General features: G+C 62.6%; 17 protein-coding genes, 3 tRNA genes and 3 rRNA genes. 21 read left to right on the top strand and 2 right to left on the bottom strand.

The window, feature by feature from the left end:
- The first annotated feature begins 10 nt into the window (after positions 1-10).
- From ACX12D_RS26005 to ACX12D_RS25940, 14 genes are all read left to right on the top strand, one after another.
- Positions 11-856, top strand: a complete 846-nt coding sequence (locus tag ACX12D_RS26005; RefSeq protein ID WP_459376326.1) for a YfaP family protein — start codon at positions 11-13, stop codon at positions 854-856.
- 80 nt (positions 857-936) lie between these two features.
- Positions 937-2118 carry an MGDG synthase family glycosyltransferase gene (locus ACX12D_RS26000; RefSeq protein WP_459376325.1) on the top strand — a complete coding sequence of 394 codons (1182 nt, stop codon included), beginning with the start codon at positions 937-939 and terminating at the stop codon, positions 2116-2118.
- Positions 2119-2185: 67 nt separating this feature from the next.
- Positions 2186-2662, top strand: coding sequence for a hypothetical protein (locus ACX12D_RS25995; RefSeq protein ID WP_183037099.1), 477 nt, complete (start codon positions 2186-2188; stop codon positions 2660-2662).
- Positions 2663-2829: 167 nt separating this feature from the next.
- A complete protein-coding gene (locus tag ACX12D_RS25990; protein ID WP_459376324.1) occupies positions 2830-3948 on the top strand; it encodes an acyltransferase family protein in 1119 nt (372 codons plus the stop codon).
- Positions 3949-4242: 294 nt separating this feature from the next.
- Entirely contained in the window at positions 4243-5481 is a 1239-nt protein-coding gene (locus ACX12D_RS25985) for a GTP cyclohydrolase II (protein ID WP_459376323.1), read from the top strand.
- Positions 5478-6800: a URC4/urg3 family protein gene (locus ACX12D_RS25980; protein ID WP_459376321.1), complete on the top strand. Its 1323-nt coding sequence runs from the start codon at positions 5478-5480 to the stop codon at positions 6798-6800. The genes ACX12D_RS25985 and ACX12D_RS25980 overlap by 4 nt, the downstream gene beginning before the upstream one ends.
- A gap of 89 nt (positions 6801-6889) precedes the next feature.
- A complete protein-coding gene (gene upp / locus ACX12D_RS25975) occupies positions 6890-7549 on the top strand; it encodes a uracil phosphoribosyltransferase (protein ID WP_459376320.1) in 660 nt (219 codons plus the stop codon).
- On the top strand, positions 7549-8265 hold the full coding sequence (locus tag ACX12D_RS25970; RefSeq protein WP_459376318.1) for a TetR family transcriptional regulator C-terminal domain-containing protein: 717 nt from the start codon (positions 7549-7551) through the stop codon (positions 8263-8265). The genes upp and ACX12D_RS25970 overlap by 1 nt, the downstream gene beginning before the upstream one ends.
- Positions 8255-9262 (top strand): BMP family protein, encoded by a 1008-nt coding sequence (locus ACX12D_RS25965; RefSeq protein ID WP_459376317.1) that lies wholly within the window; start codon positions 8255-8257, stop codon positions 9260-9262. The genes ACX12D_RS25970 and ACX12D_RS25965 overlap by 11 nt, the downstream gene beginning before the upstream one ends.
- A 106-nt stretch (positions 9263-9368) precedes the next feature.
- Positions 9369-10961 carry an ABC transporter ATP-binding protein gene (locus ACX12D_RS25960; RefSeq protein WP_459376315.1) on the top strand — a complete coding sequence of 531 codons (1593 nt, stop codon included), beginning with the start codon at positions 9369-9371 and terminating at the stop codon, positions 10959-10961.
- Complete coding sequence (locus tag ACX12D_RS25955) at positions 10951-12042, top strand: ABC transporter permease (RefSeq protein ID WP_459376314.1); 1092 nt, start codon at positions 10951-10953, stop codon at positions 12040-12042. Before ACX12D_RS25960 ends, ACX12D_RS25955 begins: the two co-directional genes overlap by 11 nt.
- The gene (locus ACX12D_RS25950) at positions 12039-13004 is read left to right on the top strand and encodes an ABC transporter permease (protein ID WP_459376522.1); all 966 of its coding nucleotides are present in this window, start codon (positions 12039-12041) and stop codon (positions 13002-13004) included. Before ACX12D_RS25955 ends, ACX12D_RS25950 begins: the two co-directional genes overlap by 4 nt.
- 36 nt (positions 13005-13040) lie before the next feature.
- On the top strand, positions 13041-14312 hold the full coding sequence (locus ACX12D_RS25945; protein ID WP_459376313.1) for an amidohydrolase family protein: 1272 nt from the start codon (positions 13041-13043) through the stop codon (positions 14310-14312).
- Positions 14313-14412: 100 nt separating this feature from the next.
- Positions 14413-14499: transfer RNA gene (locus ACX12D_RS25940), tRNA-Leu, on the top strand.
- 269 nt (positions 14500-14768) lie between these two features.
- Here the strand turns inward: ACX12D_RS25940 and ACX12D_RS25935 are convergent.
- Positions 14769-15968: a sterol desaturase family protein gene (locus tag ACX12D_RS25935; protein ID WP_459376521.1), complete on the bottom strand. Its 1200-nt coding sequence runs from the start codon at positions 15966-15968 to the stop codon at positions 14769-14771.
- A gap of 455 nt (positions 15969-16423) precedes the next feature.
- Between ACX12D_RS25935 and ACX12D_RS25930 the strand changes: the two genes are divergently transcribed.
- From ACX12D_RS25930 to rrf, 5 genes are all read left to right on the top strand, one after another.
- Positions 16424-17203: a hypothetical protein gene (locus ACX12D_RS25930; protein ID WP_459376312.1), complete on the top strand. Its 780-nt coding sequence runs from the start codon at positions 16424-16426 to the stop codon at positions 17201-17203.
- Between the two features lie 65 nt (positions 17204-17268).
- Positions 17269-17345 (top strand) — tRNA-Arg (locus ACX12D_RS25925).
- 697 nt (positions 17346-18042) lie between these two features.
- Positions 18043-19574: ribosomal RNA gene (locus ACX12D_RS25920) — 16S ribosomal RNA — on the top strand.
- A 366-nt stretch (positions 19575-19940) separates the two neighbouring features.
- Positions 19941-22819, top strand: a 23S ribosomal RNA gene (locus ACX12D_RS25915).
- A gap of 128 nt (positions 22820-22947) precedes the next feature.
- Positions 22948-23060 (top strand): 5S ribosomal RNA (gene rrf, locus ACX12D_RS25910).
- Together the 16S, 23S and 5S rRNA genes form the textbook arrangement of a ribosomal RNA operon.
- A 193-nt stretch (positions 23061-23253) precedes the next feature.
- Here rrf and ACX12D_RS25905 read toward each other — a convergent pair.
- Positions 23254-25332 (bottom strand): hypothetical protein, encoded by a 2079-nt coding sequence (locus ACX12D_RS25905; RefSeq protein WP_459376311.1) that lies wholly within the window; start codon positions 25330-25332, stop codon positions 23254-23256.
- Positions 25333-25585: 253 nt separating this feature from the next.
- Here ACX12D_RS25905 and ACX12D_RS25900 point away from each other — a divergent pair, with 253 nt between their 5' ends.
- Positions 25586-25798 carry a hypothetical protein gene (locus ACX12D_RS25900; protein ID WP_459376310.1) on the top strand — a complete coding sequence of 71 codons (213 nt, stop codon included), beginning with the start codon at positions 25586-25588 and terminating at the stop codon, positions 25796-25798.
- Positions 25799-25939: 141 nt separating this feature from the next.
- A tRNA-Met gene (locus ACX12D_RS25895) sits at positions 25940-26015 on the top strand.
- The last annotated feature ends 453 nt before the right edge of the window (positions 26016-26468 follow it).

Here is a 26468-nt window from a genome sequence, read left to right as displayed (position 1 = left end):
AACCGCGGATATGCTGCACTTGCCGAAACTAGCCTTGATCAGCCTGACCCTGCCGGCACTGTTGCTGGCCGGCGCCGCGCGTGCCGACGATGCCATCGAGTTCACCACGCCGCGCAATGGCTGGCGCAACTCGGCTGGCGATGCTTCGGCCTATACGCAGGAAGTGCATTACCCGGCAGTGGCGGTCTCCACGCGAGCCGGGCAAGCCGCCAGCGCCATGATTGCCGGGCGCATCCGCGCGGCGCCCAAGCCCGAGGCGGATGCCGCGAGCGCCGCGTCGAACCCCGCACCCGGCGGGCGCGGGCGGCGCGGCGGCGGCTCGGTTGCCACCCTGGTGGTCAACGGCGTGGCGATGCCGCAGCGGGTCGAGGAAGATGGCCGCTTCTCACGGCCCTACGCCTTCTCGGGCGGCAGCAACAGCGTGGAGATCCGCAGTGCGCAAGGCGCCAGCAAGCGCGTGCAGTTCTACGACGGCTACCAGGGCAAGACCCGTCCACGCCTGCGCGTGGTGCTGTCCTGGGACAGCGATCAGACCGACCTGGACCTGCATGTGGTGGCGCCCGACGGCCAGCACACCTTCTATGCGAATCGCGTGGCCAGCAATGGCGGCGCGCTCGATGTTGACGTCACCACCGGCTATGGCCCGGAGATCTATTCGATTGCCGCGCCGCCACCCGGCACCTACCTGGTCTATGTGAACTACTACGGCAGCGGCGCCGGCCCCGAAGCCATTACCGTGGCGCAAGTGGCGCTGATCACCGATGAAAACACGCCCAACGAAAAACAACAGGTGTTCCGCGTGCCGATGCGCAAGCCCGGCGAACTGACGCTGATCAAGTCCTTCGTCATGAAGTGAACACCGCCCCGAAACTCTCCAACACCCCAGCGTCCCGGCACTTCCGGGATCACCCCGGAAGGTCAAACTCCCTGATCCCCATGCAGCAGCAGAAGATCCTGTTCCTCAGTGTTTCCGCCGGCGCCGGCCACATGCGCGCCGCCGAGGCACTGCGCCTTACCGCCGAAGCCGAATTCCCCGGCGTGCAGACGCTTCACCTTGACGTGATGGAATACGTCCCGGCCACGTTTCGCAAGCTCTACACCGACTTCTACATCAAGCTGGTGAACAGCTATCCGGCCCTCTGGGGCATGCTTTACCAGCACACTTCCGAGGCCGACCCGGCGGCGCCGATGCAAAAGCTGCGGCGCGCTGCCGAGCGCCTGAGCACGCGCGCGTTGCGCCGTGCGATTGACGAGTTCGCCCCGGATGCCATCGTCTGCACGCACTTCCTGCCCGCCGAGATCCTGATGCATGAGGTGCGTCGGCAGCGGCTGGCGGTGCCGGTGTGGGTGCAGGTGACGGACTTTGATCTGCACGGCATGTGGGTGATTCCCCATATGACGGGTTATTTCGCCGCCAGCGAGGAAATCGCGTTTCGCATGCGGGCCAGCCGGATCGAGGCTGGCCGCATCCATACCACGGGGATTCCGGTGGTGCCGGCGTTCTCCCACCCGCAGGATCGCCAGGCCTGCGCACGGCATTTCGGGCTCGATCCGGCACGGCGCACCATCATGCTGATGGGCGGCGGGGCAGGGCTCGGCGGCCTTGACGAGGTGGCCGGCGCGCTGATGCGGCTGGACCACGATTTCCAGCTGATCGTGCTGGCCGGGCGCAACGAGACCGCGCTGGCGCGGCTCAAGACCCTGGCCGCCGCACACCCCGGACGCCTCTTTCCCTTCGGCTTTACCAACGAGGTGGAGCGCCTGATGGCGTGCTCCGACCTTGTCATCACCAAGCCTGGCGGCCTGACCACGTCCGAATGCCTGGCGATGGGCGTGCCGATGGTGGTCAATGCGCCGATTCCCGGGCAGGAAGAGCGCAATGCCGATTACCTGCTGGAGCAAGGCGCCGCGCTCAAGGCGGTCGACCTGGTATCGCTCGAATACCGGGTGCGCCTTTTGCTGGCGGAGCCGGTGCGGCTCGACCAGATGCGTGCGCGGGCTAGCGCGCTGGGGCAGCCGGCGGCGGCGCGCCGCGTGCTGGAAACCGTGCTCGGGCAATTGGCGCGGTGCGGCCAGCCAGCCGGCCACGGCGGTGCGGCTGCGACGGCGGCGCGTTGAGATGCGCGCGCTGAACCTGTCTTCATCAACTCGGCACGCGGGCCAGTCCTATCCGTCGCGCCATCCCATGGTGCTGGTCCTTACCGTGGCGTGGACCCTGCTGCTGGCCTATTTTTTTGCGAACGTGGAGATCCAGATCGAGGGTGCTGCGGGCTGGGCGGCCAACCTGCCCACCTGGCGCATCGAGCATCACTGGTTGCTGGATATTTTCTGGGGCGGGCGCCCGATGACGGGGTATCACGCGTGGGTATTCCCCTGCGTGGCGCTGTTCTTCCATTTTTCACTGGTGTTCGGCGGGCGCTGGAACTGGCGCGCCGAGGCGCGCGTGATCGCCTGCATCATGGTGTTCTGGATCAGCGAGGATTTTCTCTGGTTCGTGCTGAACCCGGCATTCGGGCTGGCGCGCTTTGCGCCGAGTTTCGTGCCCTGGCACATCCACTGGTGGGCCGGCGCGCCCACGGATTATTGGGTTTCGCTGGGCGTGGCGGCCGCGTTGCTCTGGCTGTCATGCCGGGGGCCGGTGGGGAATCGTTACAGTTTTTAGGTAAACGCCGTCAATATGCTGCTTGGTACATATATTGCGGTGCAATGTGTGATCAACACAACGCTTTTTGCCGTTTTGCGGCAGTGCATCGTGGCCCGTTTTGGCGCCATCCTGTTTCCTGGGGGTAGAATCCGGTCCTTGTGCACTTTGTAGCATTCTTATAACAAATGAGCCCCCGTCCTTCGCGCATGGCGTGCATTGACGCTCTCAAGGCGATCAGTTCACAGCTGATCGTGCTGCACCATCTTGCCTTCTATGGCCCCATGTCCGATGCGGCCCACGTGCTGGCGCCCGGCCTGCTCGACTGGTTCTCGCAGTACGCGCGCATCGCCGTGCAGGCGTTCCTCGTCATCAGTGGCTTCCTGGCGGCTCGCAGCCTGGCGCCCGGCGGGCATTTGATGGTGCCGCGCCCCTTGCAGGCAATCTGGCGCCGCTACCAGAAGCTGGTGGTGCCCTATACCGCGGCTATCTTGATTGCCATTGCCGGTGCCGCCATTGCGCGCACCTGGATGCACCACGACTCCATTCCCGGCGCCCCCGGCCTGCACCAGTTCCTGGCGCATGTGCTGCTGCTGCACAACGTGCTGGACTTCGATGCCTTGTCCGCCGGCGTCTGGTATGTGGCCATCGACCTGCAATTGTTCGCGTTGCTGATGGTGGCATTGTGGGCAGCCCGCCGCTGCGAGCAATGGTTCGACGTGGGCGGCAGCCCGATGGGCCCGCTGGTGGTGGCCGGGCTGGTGCTGGCTTCGCTGTTCTGGTTCAACCGTGATGCCACGTGGGATATCTGGGCGATTTATTTCTTTGGCGCCTACGGCTTGGGCACGCTGGCCTTCTGGGCATCCGAGCCTGAGCGTTCGCCGGTGGCATTGCTGGTGTTGTGCACCGTGGTGCTGGCAGCGTTGGCCGTGGATTTCCGGCTGCGCATCGCGGTGGCGCTGGTGATCGCGCTCGTGCTCGCCACGGCGCGCCGTGGCGGTTGGCTTGAGCACTGGCCGCAGGCCCGGTTCCTGGCGTTTTTCGGGCGTATTTCCTACTCGGTGTTCCTGGTGCATTTCCCGATTTGCCTGGTGGTCAATGCCCTGCTCTTCCATCTGGCGCCGCACCAGCCCGTGCTCAATGCGCTCGGCATGGTGCTGGCCTGGCTGCTTAGCAACGCCGCTGGCGCCTTGTTCCATCGCTACGTGGAGAGCGGTGCACCGTTGCGTGCATTGCGCCTGGCGCTATGGCCGGCTGCCCCTGAGCCGGTCCAGCGGCAGCCGGCGGGGCAGTCACGGTCATCCTGACCGACCGATAGCCCCGATCGTCCCGATAGTCCCGATAGTCCCGATAGCGCTTCCGGTTTATCCGAAGGCACATCCAGCGGCACCCGGCCCCAGCGGCCCGGTGCCGCTTTTACATGGTGCCTATGCACCAGGACTAGCGCTGGCCGCGGCGCTGGCGCACAGGCACGGTGCGCCAGCGGTATCGTGCGGTGTGCAACACAGGGTAAAAACGAGCATTGGGATATGGCACGAAGGTTGCCTACTATGGAATCGTAAACCTGACCGTTTGGTCAGGATTCACGTTCCGAGGCTGCCATGTCCGATCATATTGTCCTGACCTCGCACGCGCGCCGCGACAAGCCGGCCGAGCCAATCCACTGGGGGGCCGCCACGGCAGCGGAGCGCGGTCCCGTGATCGCGAGCCTGACCAATCCGGCTCAGCGCAATGTGATCGGCACCCATTCCGGCGCTTACGCGGTCTACCGCGCGCTGGCAGTCGCGTCCGGCAAGCTGCAGCGAGACCACCGCGCCGATCTCACCGATACCTCGCCGGCTGACGCCATCGGGCCCCACCCGCAGTGGGGCGACCCGGACAAGATCGTCTCGATGGATCCCTGGGGTCACCTGGTTTCCAGCGCCTTCGGCGACCGGATCGCCGCGGGCATCGATATCCGTCCCTCGATCGCCATTACGCGCGCCCACATCAACATGCCGGAACTGATGGGCGCCATCGCGGCGGGCCGGCTCACGCCAGACGGGCAGATCCTTCATGCCAATGGCGACGTGCGGGTCACCAAAGCCGCGATCGATCCGGTCTGGTACCTGCCGGGACTGGCGCGCCGCTTCGAGATCAAGGAAAGCATGCTGCGCCGCAGCCTGTTCGAGCAGACCAGCGGCATGTTTCCGGAACTGGTCACGCGCCCCGACCTGAAAGTGTTCTTGCCGCCGATCGGCGGCATGACCCTGTACTTCTTCGGCGATGTCAGCCAGCTTGGCAAGCCCGAGACCAAGGTGGCCTGCCGCGTGCACGACGAGTGCAACGGCTCGGACGTGTTCGGCTCCGACATATGTACCTGCCGGCCGTACCTGGCCCACGGCATCGAGGTGTGCATCGAGATGGCGCAGCAGGGCGGTGTCGGGCTGGTGGTCTATAACCGGAAGGAAGGCCGGGCACTGGGCGAGGTAACCAAGTTCCTGGTCTACAACGCCCGCAAGCGCCAGGTTGGCGGCGACCGGGCCGAGACTTATTTCGCACGCACGGAATGTATCGCCGGCGTGCAGGACATGCGCTTCCAGGAGCTCATGCCCGATGTGTTCCATTGGCTCGGCATCAAGCGTATCGACCGCTGGGCTTCAATGAGCAATATGAAGCATGGGGCGCTTACCGCTCAGGGTATCGAGGTGGTTGAGCAGGTTGCGATTCCCGATGCACTGATCCCGGCCGATGCCCGCGTGGAAATTGACGCCAAGGTGGCGGCTGGCTACTTCACGAGCTATACCCCGCCCGACGCGGAAGAACTCGCGCTGGCCAAGGGTAGAGGACTGCACGAATGAACGAGATACCCGAAGCGGGTGGCGTCCGCGGCGCCGCGAATCCCTTCACCAACGGCGAGGATGATGCCGGTGGCTGGGCCAGTCCCGTGCCGCCGGGCCATCCGGCCGCCGCATTGCTCACCGGCCACGCGGTACGCACCCGCTGCGCTGCCGTGACGGATCATGTGGCAGCCGGCGCGTCCAAGCTGTTTACCTGGCATCCGGAGCGGATCCCGGCAGTGGCCGATTACGTGGCGGCCACCATCCGCCAGCGCTATCCCGACCTCAACGTGCCGTATCACAGCCGCTGGCGTCATTTCGAGAGCGGCGGCCCTGGCGAGAAGCTGGACCGCTGGCAGATCCTGTGCGAACGCGGCGGGCTCTCCGGCGAGGCCGACCGCGAAGAACGCGCCCGCATCGGCATCGACCTGGTGATCCCCAGCGTATTGCTGGATGCCGGCGCAGGCCCGGACTGGCGCTATCGCGATCCCGCCAGCGACCTGTTGCTGACGCGCTCCGAAGGGCTTGGCGTGGCCAGCTTCGACCTGTTCGCGCGTGGCGGCTTTTCTGCCCAGCCGGGCCAGCCGCTGCGCTCCGATGCCGAGCGCCTGATGCGTATCGATGCGTCCTCCATCGCAACCGCATTCCAGGTGGCCCAGCACAACCCGCTGGTGGGCCTGGATGGACGTGCCGGGCTGTTGCGCCGTCTTGGCGAGGTGGCGCAAGCCACGCCAGCGGTCTTTGGTTCGCCGGCGCGGCTGGGCAACCTGTTCGACTACCTCAAGGCCCATGCCAGCGCTGGGCAGATCGAGGCCGGCTTCGTGCTCACCACGCTGCTGGTGGCGCTGGGGCCGGTATGGCCAGGGCGCATCAGCCTGGAAGGCGTGTCGCTGGGCGACTGCTGGCACCACCAAGCCTGCGCTGATGGCCTGGTGCCGTTTCACAAGCTGACCCAGTGGCTCACCTACTCGCTGCTGGAACCGCTGGAAGATGCCGGCCTGACCGTGACCGGGCTGGAAGTCCTGACTGGCTTGCCCGAATACCGCAACGGCGGGCTGCTGTTCGATTTCGAGCTGATGGTGCCGCGCGACCCTGGTTTCGCCGCCGTGGCGCACACGGTGGATGAGGCGGTTATCGTGGAATGGCGCGCGCTCACGGTGACGGGACTCGACCTCGTGGCCGCGTCGGTGCGCGAGGCGCTCGGGCTGTCGGCGGAGTCGTTCCCGCTGGCCCGCGTGCTGGAGGGCGGCACCTGGGCCGCGGGGCGGCGTATTGCCGCCAAGCGCAGGCCAGGTGGCCCGCCGCCTTTCGCCATCAACAGCGACGGCACGGTGTTCTAGCGGGTTTGCCAGACCCGCGCCGCAGCAAACAGCAAACAGCAAACAGCAACCAGCAAGACCTATCCGCTACCGCCCTCCAGGAGCGCATCATGACCGACCTCTCCGCCGTACCGCCCGTCACCGCGTCCGTGATGGTGGTGGATCACCCGCTCGTGCAGCACAAGGTCACGCTGGTCCGCAGCGAAGACACCACCACCGACAATTTCCGCCGGCTGGTGCGCGAGATCAGCCAGCTGCTGACCTACGAAGCGACCCGCGACCTGGCGATGGAGACCATCGCCATCAAGACCCCGATCGCACCCATGCAGTCGCCGGTGCTCTCAGGCAAGAAGCTGTGCCTGGTGTCGATCCTGCGGGCCGGCAATGGCTTCCTGGACGGCATGCTGGACTTGCTGCCGGCCGCGCGGGTCGGGCATATCGGCCTGTACCGCGATCCGGAAACGCTGGAGCCGATCGAGTACTACTTCAAGATGCCGGAGGACATCCATGAGCGGCTGGTGATCGTGGTCGACCCGATGCTGGCTACCGGCAACTCCGCCATCGCCGCGCTCAACCGCTTGAAGGAGGCCGGCGTGAGCACGCTCAAGTACGTGTGCCTGATCGCTTCGCGGCAGGGCTTGATGGCCTTGCGGGCGGCGCATCCCGACGTAGCCATCGTCACCGCGGCCATTGACGAGGAGCTCAACGAGCACGGCTACATCGTGCCAGGCCTGGGCGACGCCGGCGACCGCCTCTACGGCACCAAGTAATGGGAGCGCCGGCTACGGCGCCGCCGCCATGCTTTCCGCCGCCGCGGGAAGTGGCGGGGGGGCGCATCCGCCAGGAGAACGAGGCGCTGATCCTGCGCGCGGCCGAATACGTGTTCGCCCGGGCCGGGTTCGCCGGCGCGACCATGAACGAGATCGCCACGCGCGCGGGCGTGCCGAAGTCCAACCTGCATTACTACTTCCGCACCAAGCAGGCGCTATATCGGGCCGTGCTGGCGCATACGCTTGCGCTGTGGCTGTCCGAGACCGACATCATCGGCACGGAGCAGCGGCCCCAGGTGGCACTGGAACAGTACATCCGCGCCAAGATGCGGCTGTCGGCCAGCCATCCGGATGCCTCGCGCGTGTTTGCCAACGAGCTGCTGCACGGTGCGCCGGAGATCCGCGACGTGCTCAGCGGCGCGCTGCGCGCGCTGGTGGCGCGCAAGGCTGGCGTGATCCGGGAATGGATCGCGCGCGGTGAGATGGCCAGCGTGGATCCGCAGCACCTGTTTTTCACGATCTGGGCCGCCACCCAGACCTATGCCGATTTTGAGTCGCAAGTTTGCGCCGTGCTTGGGGTGAGCCACCTTGGCCAGCGCGACTATGAACAGGCCACCGACCACCTGGTGCGGCTTTTGCTGCGCGGTTGCGGGCTGGAACCGGCTGGCCTGGCCGTGGAGTTATCGTCAACAAGGGGAGAGAGCCATGAGTTTTGAGGGTAAGCGCAGGTCTTGGTTGAAATTCGCGGCAGCTGCCGCCAGCGTGGCCGCACTCGGTGGCGTCGTGCCGGCGCAGGCGCAGGCCAGGCTGAAGGTGGCGGCGGTATACACCGTGCCCGTCGAGCAGCAATGGGTGTCGCGCATTCACAAGGCGCTCAACGAGGCCAAGGCGCGCGGCGAGATCGACTATGTGTTCTCGGAAAGCGTGTCCAATGCCGACTATGAGCGCGTGCTGCGCCAGTACGCGGAGCAGGGCTCATCGCTGATCCTGGGCGAATCGTTCGCCGTCGAGGCGGCCGCGCGCAAGGTGGCCAAGGACTATCCCAAGACCGCGTTCCTGATGGGCTCTTCCGGCAAGCCGCAGGCGCCTAACTTCTCGGTGTTCGACAACTACATCCAGGAGCCGTCCTACCTCTCCGGCATGATCGCCGGTGGCATGACCAAGACTAACCATATCGGCATGGTGGGTGGCTACGCCATCCCCGAGGTCAACCGGCTGATGCACGCCTTCATGGAAGGCGCGCGCGAAGTCAATCCCAAGGTAAAGTTCACGGTCAGCTTCATCGGCTCGTGGTTCGATCCGCCCAAGGCCAAGGAGGCGGCCTTTGCCATGATCGACAAGGGCGCCGACGTGCTCTACGCCGAACGCTTTGGCGTATCCGACGCCGCGAAGGAAAAGGGCAAGCTGGCGATCGGCAATGTCATCAACACGCAGCCGCAGTATCCCGCTACCGTGGTGGCCTCGGCGCTGTGGAACATGGAGCCCACCGTGGGCGCCGCGCTCGGCAAGGTCAAGGCCGGCCAGTTCAAGAGCGAGGACTACGGCCCGTATTCGCTGATGAAGTTCAAGGGGGCGGAGCTGGCGCCGCTGGGCACGTTCGACGGCAAGGTGCCAGGCGACGTGATGACCAAGGTCAAGGCGAAAGAGAGGGCGATCCTCGATGGCAAGTTCGCGGTCAAGGTGGTGGAAACGGAGCCGAAGTCGTCGCAGTAAGGTGGCCAGAGCCACTTGAAGTGCCCGGCTGCATTTGCTCCCCTCGCCCGCGTTTGGGCTAGGGGAGCAAACCGTCGACGCTTTTGAACGCCATCATCAGCCATCCATGCTCACACCTATCCTGCGCCTTGCCGGCATTACCAAGCGATTCGGCCCGCTTGTGGCCAACGACGATATCTCTCTGGAGTTGCGGCGCGGTGAGGTGCTGGCCCTGCTGGGCGAGAACGGCGCCGGCAAGAGCACGCTGGTCAGCATCCTGTTCGGGCACTACGTGGCAGACGCCGGCACGGTGGAGGTGGACGGCCGGCCGTTGCCGCCCGGCCAGCCGCGCGCGGCGCTGGCAGCCGGCATCGGCATGGTGCACCAGCATTTCACCCTAGCCGACAATCTCTCGGTGCTAGACAACATCATGCTTGGCACCCAGCCGCTGTGGCAATGGCGCCTTGAGCGGCGCGCCGCGCGCGACAAGGTGCTGGCCCTGGCTGCGCGCTTCGGCCTGGCGGTGCGCCCCCAGGCAAGGGTTGGCGAGCTGTCGGTAGGAGAGCGCCAGCGCGTGGAGATCGTGAAGGCGCTGTATCGCGGCGCCCGCGTGCTGATTCTCGATGAGCCGACTGCCGTCTTGACGCCGCACGAGGCCGAGACGCTGTTCGCCACGCTGGCGCAACTGATCGCCGAAGGATTGTCTGTGATTTTTATCAGCCACAAGCTTGATGAGGTGCTGCGAGTTTCCGACCGCATCGCGGTACTGCGTGGCGGCAAGCTGGTGGCGCAGTGCGCCGCGGCGCAGACCACCAAGGCCGAACTGGCAGAGCTGATGGTCGGCCGCGTGGTAGCGATGCCGGAACGCGCGGCGCGGCCGAGTGTCGAGGAGGGCGCAGCTGGCAACGCGGCGGCGCCCGTGTTTGCGCTGGAGCACGTAGGCGCGCGGGCCGCGGACGGGCGCGCGCTGCTGCGCGAGGTCAGCCTGCAGGTGCGTGCCGGCGAGATCGTCGGCATTGCCGGTGTCTCCGGCAACGGGCAGGCCGCGTTGGCGGAGCTGGCCAGCGGCACGCTGGAGGCTAGCGAGGGGTGTGTCACCTTGGCAGGCAAGCCGATGCCCGCCAAGCCCCGCGCATGGATAGGCGCTGGCGTGGCACGCGTGCCGGAGGATCGCCATGCGGTCGGCGTCGTGGGCGATCTTGCCGTGTGGGAGAACGCCGCGAGCGAACAACTCTGCGAGCCGCGCTTTTCGCGCTGGGGCATCATCCGGCGCGCCGCCGCGCAGCGGTTCGCGCGGGATCTGGTGGCGCGTTTTGATGTGCGCACCGCCGGCCTCGATGTGCCGGCGCGAACCATGTCGGGCGGCAATATGCAAAAGCTGATCCTGGGCCGGGCGCTCTCGGTGCGGGGTGAGGGCCGCGCGCCGCTGCTTGTGGTGGCCAGCCAGCCTACGTGGGGGCTCGATATCGGCGCGGTAGCCTATGTGCGCGCCCGCCTGCTCGATGCAGCGCGCGAAGGTGCAGCCGTACTGCTGATCTCGGAGGACCTGGACGAGCTGCACGCACTGGCCGACCGCATCGCCGTGATACATGCCGGACATCTGACCGAAGCGCGGCCTACGGCGGCGTGGACGTTGGGCGAGCTCGGCCTGGCCATGGCGGGCTCGGGCGGTGGCCGGCACGCGCAAGCGGGCAAGGAGGAGGCCCTCCATGCGGCTTGAAGCCCGTACCGGCGTTTCGCGCGTGGCCATGCTGGCCGCGCCCATCGTCGCCATTCTTGCCACGCTGCTGATCTGCGCCTTGCTGGTGCGCTGGGCCGGCGCACCGGTTGGACGTGCCTATGCGCAACTGCTGGAAGGCGGCTTTGGCTCGCGCTTTGCGTGGTCGGAAACGCTCACGCGCGCCACGCCGCTGATCCTGACTGGTTTGTCGGTGGCGGTGGCCTTTCGCGCGCGGCTGTTCAATATCGGCGCGGAAGGGCAACTCTACCTCGGTGCGCTGGCCGCTGTGGCGGTTGGCGGCCAGGTCGATGGCGCGGTTGCGCCCTGGGCGCAGCAACTGCCCATGGGCTTGCTCTTTGTCCTGATGGTGGTGGCGGGCATGCTGGCCGGCGCCATGTTATTGCTCGGGGCCGCGTGGCTCAAGACCCGGCTCGGCGTGGATGAGGTGGTCACGACCCTGTTGGCCAATTTCATCGTGCTGCTGTTTGTCTCGATGATGCTGGATGGCCCGATGAAAGACGTCACCGCGATGGGCTGGCCGCAATCGGTGGCGCTGGTGCCGGAGCTGGAGCTGGCCAAGCTGGTTGAGCGTTCGCGCGTGCACAGCGGTTTGTTGCTGGCCAGCGCGCTGGCCGTGATTCTGTGGGCGCTCAACCGCTTCACGGTGTTTGGCCTGCAGATGCGCGCGGTAGGCGCCAATGCACGGGCTGCGGCCTTCGCGGGCATGCCGGTGCGCAGCGTGACGATGTGGGCCGCGTTGTTGTCCGGCGGGCTTGCGGGGCTGGCGGGCGTGGTGGAGGTGGCCGGGCGCACCAGCTACCTCACGCTCGATATTTCTCCCGGCTATGGCTATGCGGGCGTGGTCATCGCGATGCTGGCGGGGCTGCATCCGCTTGGCGTGGTGGCGGCGTCGGTGTTCGTGGCCGGGGTGCTGGTGGGGGCGGATGGCATGAGCCGCGCGGTGGGCGTGCCCAACAGCATTGCCGATGTGATCGTGGCGGTGGCGCTGCTCGCGATGCTGGTGGCGACCATGCTGGCACGCTACCGCATCCGCTTCGATGCCCCGGGTAAGGTGGCCTGATGGAACTGCTCGACATCGTGGCCTCGGCGCCCTTTTGGATCGCGGTACTGCGCGTGGCCACGCCGCTGATCTTCGGCACGCTGGGCGTGCTGCTGTGCGAGCGTGCCGGCGTACTCAACCTTGGCATCGAGGGCATCATGGTGGCTGGCGCTTTCGGCGGCTGGCTGGCCGTCTACCACGGTGCGCCGCTATGGGGCGGGGTGGCGGTGGCAGCCGGTGTCGGGCTGGCCTTCGGGCTGTTGCATGGCTGGCTGACCGTGAGCCTGGCGCTGTCCCAGCATGTGGCCGGGCTGGGCGTGACCATGCTGGCCACCAGCCTGTCCTACTATGCCTACCGGCTCGGCTTTGCCTCGGTGGCCACGCCGCCTACCATCACGCCATTTGCCCCGATGCACTGGATCGGCGGCATTCCGCTGATCGGCGGTATGTTGAGCCCGGTGTTTGGCGAGGAAACTGCGTTGACGCTCCTGGCGCTGGGGCTGGTGCCCGTGGTGGCCTGGCTGCTCTACCGGACTCCGCTCGGGCTGGCCGTGCGCATGGTCGGCGAGAATCCCGCCGCGGCGGAGGGGCAGGGGATTCGCGTGGGCGCGATGCGTATCGGTGCGATCATGGCGGGTTCCGCCCTGATGGCGGTGGGCGGCGCGTTCCTCACGCTCTCCGCGTTCAACGCATTCTTCTTTAATATGATCAACGGCCGGGGCTGGATCTGCGTGGCGCTGGTGGTGTTTGCTTCGTGGCGGCCGGGCCGCGCGCTGGCCGGCGCGTTGCTGTTCGCCGCCTTCGATGCGCTGCAGCTGCGCCTGCAGCAAAGCGGCGCCAGCCTGCCCGGCTTGCCGCCGCTGCCTTACCAGCTTTACTTGATGTTGCCGTACGTGCTGTCGATCCTCGCGCTGGTGCTGGTGGCGCGCCGCGCCGCCTACCCGCAGGCGCTGATGAAGCCCTATCGCAAGGGTGAACGCTGATTCCAGGCAAGCAATCATAATGACAAGGCCCGCACCATGCTCGACCTGATCCTACGCAACTGCACGCTCCCCGATGGCCGCACCGGCATCGACATCGGCATCCTGGGCGATCGCATCAAGGCGGTGGAACCGGCGCTCAAGGCGCCTGCCGCTGCCGAGGTCGATGCCGCGGGGCAACTGGTGACGCCGCCATTTGTCGATGCGCATTTCCACATGGACTCGACGCTGTCCTATGGCCTGCCGCGCATCAACCAGTCCGGCACGTTGCTCGAAGGCATCGCGCTATGGGGCGAGCTCAAGCCGCTGCTGACGCAGGACGCCATCGTCGAGCGCGCGCTGGCCTATTGCGACTGGGCGGTGGCCAAGGGCCTGCTGGCGATCCGTTCGCATGTGGATGTGTGCGACCCGCGCCTGCTTGCCACCGAGGCGCTGCTGCACGTGCGCGAGAAGGTCCGGCCTTACCTTGACCTGCAACTGGTGGCCTTTCCGCAGGACGGCGTGCTGCGCGCGCCGGGCGCGCTCGACAATCTCAAGCGGGCACTCGGCATGGGCGTGGACGTGGTGGGCGGCATCCCGCATTTCGAGCGAACCATGGCCGACGGCGCCGAGTCTGTGCGCATCCTGTGCGAGCTGGCCTGCGAGCGGGGCCTGCGGGTGGACATGCACTGCGACGAGAGCGACGATCCGATGTCCCGTCATATCGAGACGCTGGCCTGGCAGGCCGTGCGCCTTGGCTTGCAGGGCAGGGTGACGGGCTCGCACCTGACCTCGATGCATTCGATGGACAACTACTACGTCTCCAAGCTGATCCCGCTGATTCGGGAGTCGGGCGTGGCGGCCATCGCCAACCCGCTGATCAACATCACGCTGCAAGGCCGGCACGATAGCTATCCGAAGCGGCGAGGCATGACCCGTGTGCCGGAACTGCTGGCCGCCGGCGTGCCGGTGGCGTTCGGCCACGATTGCGTGATGGACCCGTGGTACAGCCTGGGCTCGGGTGACATGCTGGAGGTGGCGCATATGGGGCTTCACGTGGCCCAGATGACCGGGCAGGACGCCATGCGCGCGTGCTTTGCTGCCGTCACCGAAACACCGGCGCGCATCCTCGGCCTGGAAGGCTATGGCATCGCGCCGGGCTGCCGGGCCGACCTGGTGCTGCTGCAGGCACGCGATGCGGTCGAGGCGATCCGGCTGCGCGCCGCCCGACTGCTGGTTCTGCGGGCCGGCAAGGTGGTGGCCAGCACGCGTCCCGCCACGGCGACCTTGCACCTGGATGGCAGGCCTGGGCACGTCTGTTTTCAGCCTTGAGCGCGGACACCGAAGAAATTTCGGGGCGGGAGTTGACAGCAGATTCCGTGTTCTGCATAATGTCGTTCTTCGCAGCGCTGCAGCAAAGCGGCAAAACGAAGCCCAGATGGCGAAATTGGTAGACGCACTAGGTTCAGGTCCTAGCGGTGGCAACACTGTGGAGGTTCGAGTCCTCTTCTGGGCACCAAGACTCGATGAAAAAGGCCGTTGCTTATGCAGCGGCCTTTTTCTTTTGTGCCGCGCTTTCATGCGGTTGCTACCCGCGCGGCATCCGGCCCCTCTCAGCGGCCCATTTCAGGGCACCGCCGCCCAAGGCGGCCTATTTCTCGCACTCCACGCACGCCACTTAGTCTTGCCCCCATCCGCGATGGGGCGCTGGCCGGCAGCAGAATATCGCCGGCCTGCATGGCTTCGACCCCGAGCGAGCGTACGTCGATGCCACCTTGCCGGACCGACTTATGCCTCGTCGTCCTTGCGTGCCGGCGGCATCGGCCGGAAGGGGAATAGCTGCTGGCGCACGAAGCCGTCCGGCATGTAGTCGCCGACTACGCCGTATTTTTCCGGGAAACGCTTGCCGGATTTCACCGCGGTGCCAAACAGGTAATCGAGAAAGGCATAGTGCGCCGAGTAGTTCTTGTCGATCGCCTCGTCATCCGACGCATGATGCCAGTGATGGAAGTCCGGCGTGACCACCAGGTAGCGCAGCGGGCCCCACGGCAGGTGGACATTGGCATGGTTGAACACCGCCTGGAAGCCGACGATGATGATGTACGCATCGATGACGCCCTTGTTGAAGCCCAGCACGTATAGCGGCGCCAGCACCAGCACGCGCGTGAACACCAGCTCCAGCATGTGCTGGCGCGAGCCGGCGAGCCAGTCCATGGTCTTGGTGCTGTGGTGTACGGCGTGGAATTTCCACAGGAAGGGCACCTCGTGATACGCGCGGTGGGTCCAGTACTGCGCCAGGTCGGCCGCGAGTATGCACAGCAGCAGTTGCAGCACGAAGGGAATGCCACCCACGAACGCGTGCACGCTGTCGCGCACCAGCCAGCCGAACAAGCGGAAGATCAGGAAGTTGACCGTCAACAGGATCAGGCCAACGATGAAGTGGTTGACCGCGAAGTGCACCAGATCGGTCTGCCATTCGCGCCGGAATACGGCCTGCCCGCGATAGAGCGGGAACATCTTTTCGATCACGACGAAGATCAGCGTCGAGCCGAGCAGGTCGAGGATGAACCAGTCCAGGCCGATATACGGCGTGTGGTCCGGGAAGTCGCCCACGGCTACGCGTGATCCGCCCAATGCCACCGCCAGCGCTACCAGTGCGAATGCCGCGGCGTTCAGGCTGCGCCTGCGGCCCAGCACCAGGTTGCTCAGCGACATGCCGCCGGACACCAGCAGCGCGGCAAACAGGACATGACGCAGCACGTCGACCGAATACTTGTGGCGTAGTTCGGGCGTGGTCAGGTATTGCGGGAAATGGAAGGCGATCACACCTAGCAGGCTCAGTCCGCCCAGGGCCAGCGCAAGGATGGCAGTGATCATGCCGCGTCCGGCTTCGAGCTCGCCGCTGCTGCCCAGCAGCTCGCGCGTGTCGCGCAGGACGTTGTGCACCGGGGCGATCGGCAACTTGCCGGCAGTGCCATTCTGTTTCATTTTTGAAGCATCGGGCTCGCCAGGATTGCCAGGCCGGTCAATGGGGTCGTTGGTCATCAGGATCTTCCGCTGTTCCGTTGTTTCGCTTCTTCTTGTACTGGTACGGCTGGCTCGCCGAGCTTTCGTCTTGTGTCCCGGCAGCCAGCCGCGATCCTAGCGGAGCGCCCCCGGTTTGCATAGCAATGTGCCAGCGGCCGGCACGTTCCGGCCGCTCGCCTGGCAGCCTTGTACGGTGCCACACGCAAGGCGCGCCCAACCCCTAACGCTTGCGCTTTGTTTGGCCTATGCTCAAACAGAGTCGACATGGTTCATTTCAGCCAGGGGTTGCAGTCATGGCCAGGGGTGTGTCATCTGCGAGCGCGACGCAAGGCGGTGCACGCACCGCGGGGACCGGGCTTTGCACATACGCCGCTCATCCCCATCCTTGCCGGCTTTGTTGCTGCTCGATCCTTGCGATGTTGGTGGCCTCCCTGGCGCAGGCCGAAGAGCGTCCCTCCGGTAGCAACACCGGTCTCGGCTGGGACCAGCTCGAGCCCGATTCCGTTGCGCAACTTGCCGGCGAATCCCAGTCGCCGGTGGCGCCAGTCAGCGGTGGCGATATGCAGGCGCCGCTGGTTGCGTCGATCGGCAAGTGGTCCTCCTGGGGCGGCGGTACTTCAGCTGCATCGGCTTCACCCAGCGCGGACAACGATGCCCCCGGTCTCTCGGCGGCCTTGCGCGATCCGGTTTATGCCGAACCCGCCAGCCGGCCGCGACACGCCGAGTTCTTCCTGCGGCTGGACGATGCCACTTCGGCCACCGGGTTTGTTGGCGGCCGGATGCAAAGCATGGCGCTCGCGCTGGATACCGTATTGCCTCGCAGCGGCGGCCTGACGATACAGTCGCGCTTGCAACTCGCCTATCAGCCCGGCCTGGATAAGAGCGCAACCGGTTTTCTCTCCGGACAGCCGGCGGACACAAGCGCCGCGGAGGTGGTGGTGCGGGTCTACCGGACGCAACCAACCCGGCTGACCGGCGTCGGCGGGGTCTACCCCTTTGTCGAGGCGGATCTTTGGCAGGACCGCAAGCAGGTGATCAATATCAATGGCACCCGCATCGATCCCGACATGCTGCGTGGGCTACTCTCCGTCAACCTTGGCGCACACGGCAGCACAAACGGGGGCGTCAAGCTCTGGGTCAAGCTGAAAGCCGGGCGCAATCCTGGGGGCACGCTGGGCGCGCGCTATCGCTGGTAGCCAGGACGGCAGGCAAGAAGGGACTTGCATTTTTCTCTCACTGCGCTAGAATGCCGTCTTCGCGTGCGGCTGTAGCTCAGTTGGATAGAGTACTTGGCTACGAACCAAGGGGTCGTGGGTTCGAATCCTGCCAGCCGCACCACTTATTGCAAGCAGTAAAAGAAGCACAAAAAATGGCCTGAAGCGTCAAGCGCTCCAGGCCATTTTTTTGTTCGTGCCGTTGGGGCAGGGCTTGCCGGGCTGCCATAGCCGAGTAGTGGCTCGATGTGGTCGGCCTTGGTGGCTCGGCCTGCGCGCCACGCATCGCGTCTTGCTTTCCTATTTGGGTCGCTTCCGAAAGTGCGCTACAAAGGGTGATCGAAAAGCCTCTCATAATATTTCCCGAAAAGGGCTTGTCAGGCTGGCTTGGACCCTTTAGTATTCGCCCCCTCGTAACACGAACAACGCGCTGCAAAGCAGACGGGGCAAGGGTTGTGGGGTTTGCGGCAAGGGTGGCAAAGCAGAAATAGCAAAGCTTCCCGAAGCGGCAAAAGATTAAAAGTGTTTGACGAAACGTAGAAAGTTCTTTATAGTCTCGTTTCTCTGCTGCAGCAAACGCAGCGACGCGGTAAGCAAAGCGAACCGTGGCAAGTTCTTTAACAAACAAACAACCGATAAGTGTGGGCGCTTGATAGCGGATGCGGAAGACTTCGGTCTTTTAGCTTACAAGTTATAAAGTGCTCGCACAGTAAAACATATTGGTTATGTCTTCGGACGTAACCAGTCAGTTTTCTGAGAGTGAGCGACCGCTCGAAAGAGCGAGGTTTCAGCAGGCAACTGCGCGGAACCACACAGGTATTAAACTGAAGAGTTTGATCCTGGCTCAGATTGAACGCTGGCGGCATGCCTTACACATGCAAGTCGAACGGCAGCACGGGAGCAATCCTGGTGGCGAGTGGCGAACGGGTGAGTAATACATCGGAACGTGCCCTGTCGTGGGGGATAACTAGTCGAAAGATTAGCTAATACCGCATACGACCTGAGGGTGAAAGCGGGGGACCGTAAGGCCTCGCGCGATAGGAGCGGCCGATGTCTGATTAGCTAGTTGGTGGGGTAAAGGCCCACCAAGGCGACGATCAGTAGCTGGTCTGAGAGGACGATCAGCCACACTGGGACTGAGACACGGCCCAGACTCCTACGGGAGGCAGCAGTGGGGAATTTTGGACAATGGGGGCAACCCTGATCCAGCAATGCCGCGTGTGTGAAGAAGGCCTTCGGGTTGTAAAGCACTTTTGTCCGGAAAGAAATCCCTTGCCCTAATACGGCGGGGGGATGACGGTACCGGAAGAATAAGCACCGGCTAACTACGTGCCAGCAGCCGCGGTAATACGTAGGGTGCGAGCGTTAATCGGAATTACTGGGCGTAAAGCGTGCGCAGGCGGTTTTGTAAGACAGGCGTGAAATCCCCGAGCTCAACTTGGGAATGGCGCTTGTGACTGCAAGGCTAGAGTATGTCAGAGGGGGGTAGAATTCCACGTGTAGCAGTGAAATGCGTAGAGATGTGGAGGAATACCGATGGCGAAGGCAGCCCCCTGGGACGTCACTGACGCTCATGCACGAAAGCGTGGGGAGCAAACAGGATTAGATACCCTGGTAGTCCACGCCCTAAACGATGTCAACTAGTTGTTGGGGATTCATTTCTTCAGTAACGTAGCTAACGCGTGAAGTTGACCGCCTGGGGAGTACGGTCGCAAGATTAAAACTCAAAGGAATTGACGGGGACCCGCACAAGCGGTGGATGATGTGGATTAATTCGATGCAACGCGAAAAACCTTACCTACCCTTGACATGCCACTAACGAAGCAGAGATGCATCAGGTGCTCGAAAGAGAAAGTGGACACAGGTGCTGCATGGCTGTCGTCAGCTCGTGTCGTGAGATGTTGGGTTAAGTCCCGCAACGAGCGCAACCCTTGTCTTTAGTTGCTACGCAAGAGCACTCTAGAGAGACTGCCGGTGACAAACCGGAGGAAGGTGGGGATGACGTCAAGTCCTCATGGCCCTTATGGGTAGGGCTTCACACGTCATACAATGGTGCGTACAGAGGGTTGCCAACCCGCGAGGGGGAGCTAATCCCAGAAAACGCATCGTAGTCCGGATCGTAGTCTGCAACTCGACTACGTGAAGCTGGAATCGCTAGTAATCGCGGATCAGCATGCCGCGGTGAATACGTTCCCGGGTCTTGTACACACCGCCCGTCACACCATGGGAGTGGGTTTTGCCAGAAGTAGTTAGCCTAACCGCAAGGAGGGCGATTACCACGGCAGGGTTCATGACTGGGGTGAAGTCGTAACAAGGTAGCCGTATCGGAAGGTGCGGCTGGATCACCTCCTTTCAGAGCGTGCATCTCAAGTCGAGCGTTCACACTTATCGGTTTGTTAATTGTTGGAGCCAGGATGCGCGTTGCGTGTCTTGCGTTGCATGGTCAAATGCAAGCGCTTAGCGTTGAGCGCTTGCATTTGGCTTTGCCAAGACGACCGGAGACCCAGTCTCAGTCGGCTGTTCTTTAAAAATATGGGATGTAGTAAAGGTGTCGTGAGCGTTGATGAGACGCTGCAGTAAAACACGATACCGGGTTGTGATTGTATCAACCGAAATGTATTTAAGTGATCGAAAGATGACTTGGAATACGGCACAAATGCGAGAACTCATCCTGTAGCGAGCACGGCTTGAACGCAAGTTTGAGACACACTCGTTATAGGGTCAAGCGAACAAGTGCATGTGGTGGATGCCTTGGCGATCACAGGCGATGAAGGACGCGGTAGCCTGCGAAAAGCTTCGGGGAGCTGGCAAACAAGCTTTGATCCGGAGATGTCCGAATGGGGAAACCCGGCCCTTATGGGTCATCCCTGACTGAATACATAGGTCAGGGAAGCGAACGCGGCGAACTGAAACATCTAAGTAGCTGCAGGAACAGAAATCAACCGAGATTCCCAGAGTAGTGGCGAACGAAATGGGAAGAGCCTTGTACTCTTTAGCAGCATTGTTAGCAGAACGGGATGGAAAGCCCGGCCCTAGCAGGTGATAGCCCTGTATGCGAAAACAGCGTTGTGGAACTAGGTGTACGACAAGTAGGGCGGGACACGTGAAATCCTGTCTGAAGATGGGGGGACCATCCTCCAAGGCTAAATACTCGTGATCGACCGATAGTGAACCAGTACCGTGAGGGAAAGGCGAAAAGAACCCCGGGAGGGGAGTGAAATAGATCCTGAAACCGCATGCATACAAACAGTCGGAGCCTGGAAACGGGTGACGGCGTACCTTTTGTATAATGGGTCAGCGACTTACATTCAGTGGCAAGCTTAACCGATTAGGGAAGGCGTAGCGAAAGCGAGTCCGAATAGGGCGTTCAGTCGCTGGGTGTAGACCCGAAACCAGACGATCTATCCATGGCCAGGTTGAAGGTGCGGTAACACGTACTGGAGGACCGAACCCACTAACGTTGAAAAGTTAGGGGATGAGCTGTGGATAGGGGTGAAAGGCTAAACAAGTCTGGAAATAGCTGGTTCTCTCCGAAAACTATTTAGGTAGTGCCTCGTGTCTCACCTTCGGGGGTAGAGCACTGTCATGGTTGGGGGGTCTATTGCTGATTACCCCGCCGTAGCAAACTCCGAATACCGAAGAGTGCAATCACGGGAGACAGACATCGGGTGCTAACGTCCGGTGTCAAGAGGGAAACAACCCAGACCGCCAGCTAAGGTCCCTAAGATTGGCTAAGTGGGAAACGAAGTGGGAAGGCTAAAACAGTCAGGAGGTTGGCTTAGAAGCAGCCATCCTTTAAAGAAAGCGTAATAGCTCACTGATCGAGTCGTCCTGCGCGGAAGATGTAACGGGGCTAAGCCAGTCACCGAAGCTGCGGATGCACGTAAGTGCATGGTAGGAGAGCGTTCTGTAAGCCTGTGAAGGTGTCTTGTAAAGGATGCTGGAGGTATCAGAAGTGCGAATGCTGACATGAGTAGCGATAAAGGGGGTGAAAAGCCCCCTCGCCGTAAGCCCAAGGTTTCCTACGCAACGTTCATCGGCGTAGGGTGAGTCGGCCCCTAAGGCGAGGCAGAGATGCGTAGCTGATGGGAAGCAGGTTAATATTCCTGCACCGTCGTATGATGCGATGGGGGGACGGATCGCGGAAGGTTGTCCGGGTGTTGGAAGTCCCGGTCCCTGCATTGGAGAAGGCGCTTAGGCAAATCCGGGCGCGGAATTCAAGGATGTGGGGCGAGCGGCCTAGTGCTGCGAAGCAATTGGAAGTGGTTCCAAGAAAAGCCTCTAAGCTTCAGTCATACGAGACCGTACCGCAAACCGACACAGGTGGGCGAGATGAGTATTCTAAGGCGCTTGAGAGAACTCGGGAGAAGGAACTCGGCAAATTGGTACCGTAACTTCGGGATAAGGTACGCCCTTGTAGCTTGACTGGCCTGCGCCAGGAGGGTGAAGGGGTTGCAATAAAATGGTGGCTGCGACTGTTTAATAAAAACACAGCACTCTGCAAACACGAAAGTGGACGTATAGGGTGTGACGCCTGCCCGGTGCCGGAAGATTAAATGATGGGGTGCAAGCTCTTGATTGAAGTCCCGGTAAACGGCGGCCGTAACTATAACGGTCCTAAGGTAGCGAAATTCCTTGTCGGGTAAGTTCCGACCTGCACGAATGGCGTAACGATGGCCACACTGTCTCCTCCCGAGACTCAGCGAAGTTGAAGTGTTTGTGATGATGCAATCTCCCCGCGGCTAGACGGAAAGACCCCATGAACCTTTACTGTAGCTTTGCATTGGACTTTGAACCGATCTGTGTAGGATAGGTGGGAGGCTTTGAAGCGTGGACGCTAGTCTGCGTGGAGCCGTCCTTGAAATACCACCCTGGTTTGTTTGAGGTTCTAACCTTGGTCCGTGAATCCGGATCGGGGACAGTGCATGGTAGGCAGTTTGACTGGGGCGGTCTCCTCCCAAAGTGTAACGGAGGAGTTCGAAGGTACGCTTGGTACGGTCGGACATCGTACCTAAAGTGCAATGGCAAAAGCGTGCTTAACTGCGAGACCGACAAGTCGAGCAGGTGCGAAAGCAGGACATAGTGATCCGGTGGTTCTGAATGGAAGGGCCATCGCTCAACGGATAAAAGGTACTCTGGGGATAACAGGCTGATACCGCCCAAGAGTTCATATCGACGGCGGTGTTTGGCACCTCGATGTCGGCTCATCTCATCCTGGGGCTGTAGCCGGTCCCAAGGGTATGGCTGTTCGCCATTTAAAGAGGTACGTGAGCTGGGTTTAAAACGTCGTGAGACAGTTTGGTCCCTATCTGCCGTGGGCGTTGGAATCTTGACGGGGGCTGCTCCTAGTACGAGAGGACCGGAGTGGACGTACCGCTGGTGTACCTGTTGTCTCGCCAGAGGCATCGCAGGGTAGCTATGTACGGAAGAGATAACCGCTGAAAGCATCTAAGCGGGAAACTCGCCTGAAGATGAGGATTCCCTGGAGCCTTGAGCTCCTTGAAGGGTCGTTCGAGACCAGGACGTTGATAGGCTGGGTGTGGAAGCGCAGTAATGCGTTAAGCTAACCAGTACTAATTGCCCGTAAGGCTTGATCCTATAACCAGTGTGTTTCTACCTGGTGTGAGTGTCGCGTGCCGCTGCCCAGCAGCTAGGCCGATACGCACAACCCCTACTACATCCCTATTCGCTGCGTTGAGCAAACCTCAGCGCGGCCACCGTTTATGCCTGGTGACCATAGCGAGTTGGAACCACCCCTTCCCATCCCGAACAGGACCGTGAAACGACTCCACGCCGATGATAGTGCGGATACCCGTGTGAAAGTAGGTAATCGCCAGGCTCTCCCTTGAAACCCCCCAGTACGAAAGTACTGGGGGGTTTTGCTTTTGCGGGATCGAAATGGCGAAGGAAATAGCGATGAATTCCCGAGACGGCGATATCCAGATCATTCGCAATAGAAAAAGGCCGGCGCTTGCCGGCCTTTTTCATTGCGTAATCGCCGCTGACCATTGTCAGCGGCGATAGCATCTCAGTTACCGCACCGTACCAACAATACGCACGAACTTCTGCGTGTCGTCCGCAGTCGTGGATCGGATTTCAACAGTGCGCTGGTCGCCCGCCAAGCCGAATGCCGGGAACACGGCGGTGCTGCAGTCCGTCATCGCGCTGGATGCCGAATTGGTTGCACGGACCGTATCGCTGCGAGCGGACCGCGCGACGGGCGATCCCTGAATCAGCACGCGCTCGGGCAGTGGCACCGCACTCTGCAGGGAGCCAAACGCCAGGGCGCGGTCGACCGTCTCCGCGTTTTGCGTCCAGTTGATTTGCGTGCCGGACTGCGCCGCGGTTTTGCTGCCCCCCGTGGTGACAAAGTCCAGGCTGCCCGCGTCGATGCTGTTCCAGGTCTGCCGCGCCAGTACCGACGGCGTGAGCACGCTGCCCGATGTTGTCACGTAGAACGAATCGTCAGCCGCTGCCAGGCTGGTTTTGTAGCTGGCGTCGAGGTTGCGGTTCCACACCTCGAACTTGTAGCGGCCATGGGCCGGAAGGCTCTCGATGGCGGAGTCCGGCAGGGCCGCAGACAGGTACGTGTTGCCGCCGCTGGATAGCCCGCTCCACCTCACTGCCTGGCTGCTATCGATTGCCGTGGCCGCCAGGACCACGGTGCTGCTCGACTGCCCGCTGGTGCCGATGATCGCGTTGGGCATCACAGGATCGTCCGTAGCGTAGGTCAGCGATCCGGCCTGATTCTGTACCACCAGGTTGCTGAAGCTGCCGCAAACACGCGAGCGCGAGAGGGTGATGCCCGCAGCCGGCAATCCCGGACCCGTCACCCGTACCAGTTGCACATTCATACCTGCGCCCCGGGCGGGGTTGAACAGAAAACGCAGCGCACTCTCATAGCGCGATACGATCCCCTGCGCCGATAGCGGATTCAACTCGGTGACCTTGCTGATTCTCCGCGTGACAGCGGCTTCGTAGCTGCGCTGGTTGCCCGTCAACTGCCAGCCGGCGGGCGCGCGATTGGTGACAATGCGTGTGATGTGGTCGGTGGATTTGTCGGCGCGAACGAAGGGCAGGCGTACCAGCGCGGTTGCCTGGTTCTGGGCATTGGTCGAATTGAACAGGACAACCGGCGCCTCGAACTTCGCGCCCTTCATGTCGCTCGCAGCCAGCAGGGTGAACAGGTCGTCGCGAGCGGTGTAGCTGTTGTTCAGGTAATCGCCGGAGAATGCGGTGCTGCAAGCGCCAAGCAAGCTAGTGCTATTCGCGCGGGCGGTGGGATCCAGCGCAAAACAGGCCTGAAGGGCGGCACGGATGCCTTCGAACGTTGCTGCATTGGTCTTGACTTCGGGCTTGGGCAACGCGGACGGAGGCGATGCCAGCGAGCCCGGCGTCAGGATGACTTCGTGCGCGGCATTGTTGTCGCCTAGCACGGAGCCGGTGCTGGTCAGCTTTGCACCGCTTGCGGTCAGCGTGACCCGGATGACGTCGAGGACGCTATCGGCACCTTCCCCCTGTTTGCTCAGGGGCGTGGAAATCGGGTCAAAGGCGGTCGGGTCCAGTCCCGCATCGCTCGTGACATTGGCCAGTACGGCGCGCAGCAAGCCGACGATCTGCTGCACCTGGGCGCTGCTTGCCTTGCTACCAAGCACCGACGACTTCGTCAGGTCCAGGGGATTGCCACCAACCAGCAGCGCTGCCACGGCGGTCGTCAGCGGCGTCACGTTGACGGTGGCGGAGCCATTGGCCGGCTTGGTCGCCAGTACCGAGACATAGGTCAGCTGATCGCCTCCGCTGCTGCCGGTGGCGACAACCGCAAACGGTGCACGAAAAGCGGTGACATCGAATTCAAAATGGCCACTGCCATCCGCCGTGTTGCTGCCCACGACCTTTCCATCAGCGTCATAGACGGTGACCAGGGCATTGGCCATGAAGGCGCCGCTGGCTGCCGTGCCTTGCAGCGTTACCTTGGCAGCCGGGGTCGTCGCCGTGCCGCCGTCTCCACCTCCGCCACACGCGCTCAATACGGCAAGCGTGATCGCTGCAACTGCGGGCGTCAGCAGGGTGCGGCGATTCATCCCCGACCTGGATTTCTCTCTAATATCCATTGGATTTCCTTTTCATTATTATCTGCAGATACAGCGGGCTTTCGAGTCCCTGACCACGCTGCGCACGCAGGTTACAGGATGAGACGTTGACGGCACCCCCCCACAGCGGTGGGGTTATTCGACAATTTTGCAAAAAATGACAATTGGCATTTCGTGTCGGAGATACACCGGCGCTGATGTGAATGAAAAACCCTGCGCGTGCTAGGATCCAGCGAGATTTCGACGAGAAGCATGCAGGGGAGCCAGGACGCAGATGGAAAGCGGCATCACAGAGTACAAAGGGTACGTAGTCCACGTCTTCTGCAAGACGATCAAGGACGGTTTGCACATTGCGTCATGCGCGATCTGGGAGGACGGGGCGATAGTGCAGGATTCCAAATCCATTGGCCGCAATCACGCCACGGCAGCCGACGCAAAAATCGCGGCTTACGCGTGGGCGAAGCAGTGGATCGATGAAAATAGCTGAGTGCCGCTGACGCGGCTGCGTGCATTCGCGAGCGTACATGGAGCGGCAGCCGCCGCACGCCAAAAGAATGGGCGCTAGCACTTTTCAGTTCTTTTTGTATTAGGGCTATCCAGATGCCGCTAATCGGCGTATATTCTCATTCGCGGGGTGGAGCAGTTGGCAGCTCGTCGGGCTCATAACCCGAAGGTCGCAGGTTCAAGTCCTGCCCCCGCAACCAAATTCCAAAAGCCCGTCCGGTTCAAGCCGCACGGGCTTTTTGCTTTGTCGCCTTGCCCTTATGCGCTAAGCGAAATCACCCGGAGGGTCGTCCGGGATGGTCCACTTGATCGGCTTTTCTTCAGAGGCCGGTGGCGGCTTCTGCGATCGCGAAGGGGGTTGGGGCGCAATTTGTGACAGGAGTTGAGCGGACGATACATTGACGGTTTCCTCATCGCCGTCTTCTGACCAATACCTGAGCGTCACTGACATGTTCCTCTCCGGTAAGTGACTCAAAGAACCCCAGCTGCCGGTCGCACAGGAGGGGGCCAACTCTTACCTTAGAACCATCTGGCGCGCTTGCCTGTCGTCAATGGCGATGGCGATGGCGATGGCGATGGCGATGGCGTATGCAAGCGGCGCCCGGAATGGACAAAGCCGCACGCCAGGACGGCGTGCGGCTTTGTCGTGCGAG

The organism is Cupriavidus sp. PET2-C1, from assembly GCF_054515855.1.
The sequence above is the reverse complement of the archived record's forward strand: the minus strand, read 5'-3'. Positions and strand labels throughout refer to the sequence as shown.

What these genes read in the sequence shown, in the direction of transcription:
- ACX12D_RS26000 (WP_459376325.1), top strand. Translation starts at nt 937, where the DNA reads ATGCAGCAGCAGAAGATCCTGTTCCTCAGTGTTTCCGCCGGCGCCGGC.
- ACX12D_RS25930 (WP_459376312.1), top strand. Translation starts at nt 16,424, where the DNA reads ATGTTGGTGGCCTCCCTGGCGCAGGCCGAAGAGCGTCCCTCCGGTAGC.
- upp (WP_459376320.1), top strand. Translation starts at nt 6,890, where the DNA reads ATGACCGACCTCTCCGCCGTACCGCCCGTCACCGCGTCCGTGATGGTG.
- ACX12D_RS25935 (WP_459376521.1), bottom strand. Translation starts at nt 15,968, where the DNA reads ATGAAACAGAATGGCACTGCCGGCAAGTTGCCGATCGCCCCGGTGCAC.
- ACX12D_RS25965 (WP_459376317.1), top strand. Translation starts at nt 8,255, where the DNA reads ATGAGTTTTGAGGGTAAGCGCAGGTCTTGGTTGAAATTCGCGGCAGCT.
- ACX12D_RS25980 (WP_459376321.1), top strand. Translation starts at nt 5,478, where the DNA reads ATGAACGAGATACCCGAAGCGGGTGGCGTCCGCGGCGCCGCGAATCCC.
- ACX12D_RS25945 (WP_459376313.1), top strand. Translation starts at nt 13,041, where the DNA reads ATGCTCGACCTGATCCTACGCAACTGCACGCTCCCCGATGGCCGCACC.
- ACX12D_RS25990 (WP_459376324.1), top strand. Translation starts at nt 2,830, where the DNA reads ATGAGCCCCCGTCCTTCGCGCATGGCGTGCATTGACGCTCTCAAGGCG.
- ACX12D_RS25955 (WP_459376314.1), top strand. Translation starts at nt 10,951, where the DNA reads ATGCGGCTTGAAGCCCGTACCGGCGTTTCGCGCGTGGCCATGCTGGCC.
- ACX12D_RS25970 (WP_459376318.1), top strand. Translation starts at nt 7,549, where the DNA reads ATGGGAGCGCCGGCTACGGCGCCGCCGCCATGCTTTCCGCCGCCGCGG.
- ACX12D_RS25995 (WP_183037099.1), top strand. Translation starts at nt 2,186, where the DNA reads ATGGTGCTGGTCCTTACCGTGGCGTGGACCCTGCTGCTGGCCTATTTT.
- ACX12D_RS25905 (WP_459376311.1), bottom strand. Translation starts at nt 25,332, where the DNA reads ATGGATATTAGAGAGAAATCCAGGTCGGGGATGAATCGCCGCACCCTG.
- ACX12D_RS25960 (WP_459376315.1), top strand. Translation starts at nt 9,369, where the DNA reads ATGCTCACACCTATCCTGCGCCTTGCCGGCATTACCAAGCGATTCGGC.
- ACX12D_RS26005 (WP_459376326.1), top strand. Translation starts at nt 11, where the DNA reads ATGCTGCACTTGCCGAAACTAGCCTTGATCAGCCTGACCCTGCCGGCA.
- ACX12D_RS25900 (WP_459376310.1), top strand. Translation starts at nt 25,586, where the DNA reads ATGGAAAGCGGCATCACAGAGTACAAAGGGTACGTAGTCCACGTCTTC.
- ACX12D_RS25985 (WP_459376323.1), top strand. Translation starts at nt 4,243, where the DNA reads ATGTCCGATCATATTGTCCTGACCTCGCACGCGCGCCGCGACAAGCCG.